This is a genomic window from Mesorhizobium sp. M0166 (assembly GCF_040322255.1).
Classification (GTDB): Bacteria; Pseudomonadota; Alphaproteobacteria; order Rhizobiales; family Rhizobiaceae; genus Mesorhizobium.
In genome coordinates, this window is record NZ_JAMYTD010000089.1 from 1 (window position 1) to 4,903 (window position 4,903).

A 4,903-nucleotide genomic window follows, 5' to 3' on the forward strand; every position below is an offset into this window, starting at 1 on the left:
GGCCATCGTGATCTCCATCGAATCTCGCAAATCCGACAGAATCACAACCTGCTGAAATCACTCAACTCTTTTTGGAACGGACACTCAGGCCCGACTCGATGTTTTGAATTTCCTCAGCGGCTAGCCCGCACGCCACCGCCAGGTCCTCGATCGAATATCCAAGGTGCTCACGATAAGCGCGGATGATGTGGGTCCCCTCTGACATAGCCGTTAAGACTGTCTCGGGAATGCGCGAATCCTTCATAGACACCTCCAAAAAGAACAGGGTGCCCGCCACAATCGGGAGATTTCCTTCCGACCTGGCGCTCCCAGCAAATCAAATAAATGGGCGTCGATTCGGCCGGATCGGCCTCGTCATGGAATGGGCCACCTGAAATTGGCAGCCGGATCGGAATATGGCGGCTTGCCTGGTTCTGATCAAGTCCAAGATCCTGCCTGCCCAAATCACTCCCTGCGCGATCCTTCGCGGCTCATCATCGCCAATGGGTCCTTGAACAGGAACTCGAACTCGCCCATGCCGCCGCGCCAGTGGCTTTATGCGGCACAATCCACCGAGCCCGACCACTGCAGCGCTGTTAGCCAAATTTTTTAACCCGCCAATGCTATTCGCGAGACTGAAGGGATGAGGTGATCGATGGATGATTCAAACATAAGCGCGTTTCCGCTGCATCGGCGGCGGAAATTGGTCGAAGGGATCGCCCGGGTCCTGGAATCCAAGAACGGGGAGGACGCGAATGCCTTCTGGCGCAGCACCGCCAAGACAATTCTCGTTCAACTGTCCGAATCAGGAATCGCACCCGAGGTCGCCGAACAGGAAGTTGGAACGCTTCTTCGAGTTGTCTTAGCCGACATAGCCACCCGCAGCGCTGCGAAACTTGCACGATAGCATCGGCTCATGATGAAGGATTGCCGCGTGGAGACACCCTGGGACTCCGCAAGCGTGCCACCACTGCATCCCGTCAAATGCAAGGCTTCTACGCCGAAACAGCACAATGCGCCAAAACCGGGCATTCGCTTCTCAAAGTTGATATTGTGAAGCTCAGTCGGGGAGAGGTGATCTCGATGAGCCAGATCGAAATCCGCTATGACGATGGGGTCGCCTATGAAAAGATGATGGGCACCTGGAGCCGAGCGGCCGGCGAAATCTTCCTGGAATGGCTCGCGCCCTCGCAAGGCTTACGCTGGATCGACGTCGGCTGTGGAACTGGCGCGTTTACGGAATTGATTATTGAACGTTGGGCGCCCGCTGAGGTCCAAGGGGTTGATCCCTCTGATGCGCAGCTATCGTTTGCACGGACGCGACCCTTGGGTCAAATCGTCAAGTTTCAATGGGGTGACGCCCTGAGCCTTCCGTTTTCGGAGGCCGAGTTCGATGTCGCCGTTATGGCGCTGGTGATCTTCTTCGTTCCTGATCCCGCCAAGGGCGTTGTCGAGATGGCGCGGGTAGTTCGTCCAGGCGGCATCGTGGCCGCTTACGTCTGGGACATGATCGGTGGGGGACATCCGCTTGAGATGATGCACACCGAATTGAGCGCGATTGGTTTCCCTGCTGTACATCCGCCGCATTCGGAAATAACCGGCCTGGAAGCACTGCGGCTATTGTGGCGAAATGCCTCCCTGGATGAGATCGATACGCGAGAGATCACAGTTCGACGAACATTTGCTGATTTTGAGGAGTATTGGACGACCAGCACGCTCGCGGCTACCGTGCGTCAAACCATCAACGCCATGCATCCAAGTGATGTTGGGCTGCTTAAAGAGCGCATGCGTGGACGCTTATCGGCGGATGCTGAGGGGCATGTCACCAGCGTTGCCCGTGCCAATGCAATAAGGGGTGTCCGATCTCGATAGGAAGTACTTTCTCCAATCGAGCATTTACATCCCGTTTGTGGGACTTGATGTCCGCTCTGGGTCACGGCCTGCCGCTGGGCGGTCGCGAAGGAAAGTGTATTGACAGGGGTCAGATCTTCTCTTTGGACAGGGTGAGACGAGGCGACCCCGGCACAGGTCGCCGTTAAGTTCCGCACTGCAATCGTATGCGACTTTGACCCTTAGGTTGATTGGCGATCCTGCCCAAGTCCACCCGGTTCCCGCGCGGCAACGCCCCGAAGCCACAGCTACCGTCGGGGCGGCCGTCTCAACTTCAGGCGCGCCGGCATTCTGCCGACAGGCGCTCGAGCAGCGCGCCTCAGCAAGCTGACGGCGCTTCCCCCTTCCACGCACGTGCCAGCAACGCCCTGAGGCCAGACGCATCAAGCGGGCGTGGATTCCCGTAGGGATTGGCAAGCGCCTCGTCGACGGCGGCGTCAATGCCCTCTTCGGGCATGCCGAGATCGCGGAGCGCCATGGACGCGCCGAGGGACATCGCAAGATCGTGGATGCCTCGCGACGCGTCCGGCGCGTCGATGGCCCGCGATATCCGCTCCATCGCATCAGGCGCGGCGGCCGCGTTGTAGGCCATGCTGTGCGGCAACAGGGCCGTGTGGGTCTCCGCATGCGGCAGATCGAACATCCCGCCCAGCACATGGGCGAGCTTGTGGTGCAGCGCCACCGTCGTCACGCCGAGGACAGAGCCGCACAGGAAGGCCCCGTAGAGGGCGTCCGTCCTGGCCTCCGCGTCGCTGGGGTCGGCGGCTATCCGCGGAAGCGCCCGCGCCATCCTTGCTATGCCATCCTCCGCCATGAGCAACACCACCGGGTTGCCGTCCTCGGCGTAAAGAGCCTCCACCGCATGCGCGATAGCGTTCATGCCCGAGGTAGCAGATACCGAAGCGGGAAGGGTCAGGGTCAGCTCGACATCGTAGATCACCGTCTCCGGCAGGACCTTCGGGTTGCGCTGCGTCGTCTTGCGGCCCTCGGCCGTCTCGCCGAGAACGGGAGTCATTTCCGACCCGGCATAGGTCGTCGGCAGCACGATCTGGGGCAGGTCGGAGCGGAGCGCGAGCGCCTTGGAAAGCCCGATCGTGGAGCCACCTCCGACCGCAACAAGAATGTCAGCGCCCGTCTCCTGCACGGCTGCGAGCGCGCTCTCGGTGACCTCGACGGGCGTGTGCATCGCGGCCCGGGCGCACACGCCTGCGCCGAGGGAGCCGAGATGTCCGGCGATGTCTTCGGCCAGGCGTTCCCCCCGTCCTGGAGTGCTGAGCACGATGGCCCGTCTGCCGCCGAGCCGCTCGGCCTCGGCCTTTACGTGCGAGACCGTTCCGCTCCCGAACACGACGCGCGCAGGAAGCGCCTGGTAAATGAAATTCTGGATCATCGCGAACTCATCCCGGTCAGCAACGGTGCGTCGCAATGACGCCCCTGCTGGATCACATAAGGAACTTGCCAAGCGCGGCGAGTTCTTCCTGCCGTATCTCGTGGCCGCCGCCATGCAGCGCGAGTTCCACTTGCGCGCCCTGCGCTACCAGCCAGGCGACCAGCGACTGCGTCATCGGAAGGGGGCAGATCGGGTCGCGCTGTCCCGCCGTGACCAGCACCGACACTGACTTCAAAGCCGGGTTGGGCGTGGGCGTCCAGGGGATGAGGGGATGCATCAGCACCACTCGCTCGAATAGCTCCGGCGCTTCGAAGATGACGGAGGCCAGGATGTTCGCGCCGTTCGAGTACCCCAGCCCAAAAACGGGTGCTCCGGGATTGGCTTCCTTATGGATCCGGATGAACCCCTTCATCTTGTCAGTGCGAGCAGCGAGGTCATCCATGTCGTAGACGCCTTCTCCTGTCCGGCGGAAGAAACGGGCGGCGCCGTGATCCGAGACATCGCCGAGCGGCGAGACGATTCCCGCATCGGGCAGGAGTTGCTGGACCAGCCCAGTGAACTGGTGCTCGTCGCCTCCCGTGCCATGGAAGGTGAAGACCAGCGGAGCGCCTGCGGCGGGCGCCTTGGCGATGTGGTGATAGGCCGATTTGGACATTGTTCGAATCCTTTGATGGGTGAAAACCGCCGCACCTGGGCGGCGGTTTCGTTTGGAACTTCACCCTGCGATCGGCGTCAGGATCTGCTCGATCCGGGGGCGCAGGTGCTCGTGCTGGGCGGGAATCTTCAACGCCTCGCCTAGATGAGCCGTGTCCTCGTCCCTGTCGAAACCCGGCTCGTTGGTCGCCACCTCGAACAGCACGCCGCCCGGCGTGCGGAAATAGATCGCCCAGAAGTAGTCGCGGTCGATCACCGGGGTGACGTGGTAGCCCGTGTCGATCAGCGCCTTCCGCACCTCGAGCTGGTCCTTGCGGTCCTTGACCGCGAAGGCGACATGATGGACCGACCCTGCGCCCTGACGCGCGGGAGCCGCGCCGGGCAGGACCTCGAGGTCGATGAAGTCGGCGCCGTTGCCGCCGGGCATGGCCAGCCGGGTCAGATCACCCTGGCGGTCGACTTCCTCGTATCCCATGTATTTCAGCAACTCGCTGGTGGCGCCGCCGTCCCGAAGGCGCATGGTCACGCCATGGAAGCCGTGCACCCCGACGCTCTCCGGCACCGGACCGCCGTCGAAGGGCTTGCGGTTGTCGCCGTCCACTTCCACCAGCGCGAAGCCGTCGTCGTCGGGTCCGAAGAAACGAAGCCGCTTCCCGCCGAACCGCTCCTGCTCTTCCAGCCCCGAGACGCCCTGCGCCTCAAAACGCTCCTTCCAGTAGCCGAGCGTTCCGCGCGGCACGGCGAAGACGGTTTCGGAAGCCTCGCCGGCGCCCCGGCGTCCCTTCGCGATGTGCGGGAAGGGAAAATAGGTCATGATCGTGCCGGCGCTTCCGGTCTGGTCGCCGTAATAGAGGTGATAGACATCGGGAGCGTCGAAGTTGACGGTCTTCTTGACCCGGCGCAGGCCTAGTACTACTGCGTCATAAATTGCGAGCCTGACGCGGACTGTCCATTGCCCTTATGCAGCACGGACATCGTTGCAGACGGTTG

General features: G+C 62.0%; 4 protein-coding genes and 2 pseudogenes. 2 read left to right on the plus strand and 4 right to left on the minus strand.

Annotated elements, in window-relative coordinates:
* Positions 1–85: 85 nt before the first annotated feature.
* Positions 86–244: pseudogene (locus NKJ46_RS34395) on the minus strand (helix-turn-helix domain-containing protein); the annotation flags it as partial.
* 390 nt (positions 245–634) lie between these two features.
* Between NKJ46_RS34395 and NKJ46_RS34400 the strand changes: the two are divergent.
* Both NKJ46_RS34400 and NKJ46_RS34405 read left to right on the plus strand, forming a co-directional pair.
* Positions 635–886, plus strand: coding sequence for a DUF6074 family protein (locus tag NKJ46_RS34400; protein ID WP_352671754.1), 252 nt, complete (start codon positions 635–637; stop codon positions 884–886).
* 77 nt (positions 887–963) lie between these two features.
* Entirely contained in the window at positions 964–1,851 is an 888-nt protein-coding gene (locus NKJ46_RS34405; RefSeq protein WP_352671757.1) for a class I SAM-dependent methyltransferase, read from the plus strand.
* A gap of 337 nt (positions 1,852–2,188) precedes the next feature.
* On the opposite strand, the gene NKJ46_RS34410 is transcribed toward NKJ46_RS34405, so the two are convergent.
* The 3 genes and pseudogenes from NKJ46_RS34410 to NKJ46_RS34420 all read right to left on the minus strand — a co-directional run.
* Positions 2,189–3,259, minus strand: coding sequence for a maleylacetate reductase (locus NKJ46_RS34410; RefSeq protein ID WP_352671759.1), 1,071 nt, complete (start codon positions 3,257–3,259; stop codon positions 2,189–2,191).
* 52 nt (positions 3,260–3,311) lie between these two features.
* The gene (locus NKJ46_RS34415; RefSeq protein ID WP_352671762.1) at positions 3,312–3,914 is read right to left on the minus strand and encodes an alpha/beta hydrolase; all 603 of its coding nucleotides are present in this window, start codon (positions 3,912–3,914) and stop codon (positions 3,312–3,314) included.
* A 60-nt stretch (positions 3,915–3,974) separates the two neighbouring features.
* Positions 3,975–4,823, minus strand: a pseudogene (locus NKJ46_RS34420) (ring-cleaving dioxygenase); the annotation flags it as partial.
* Positions 4,824–4,903: the final 80 nt, after the last annotated feature.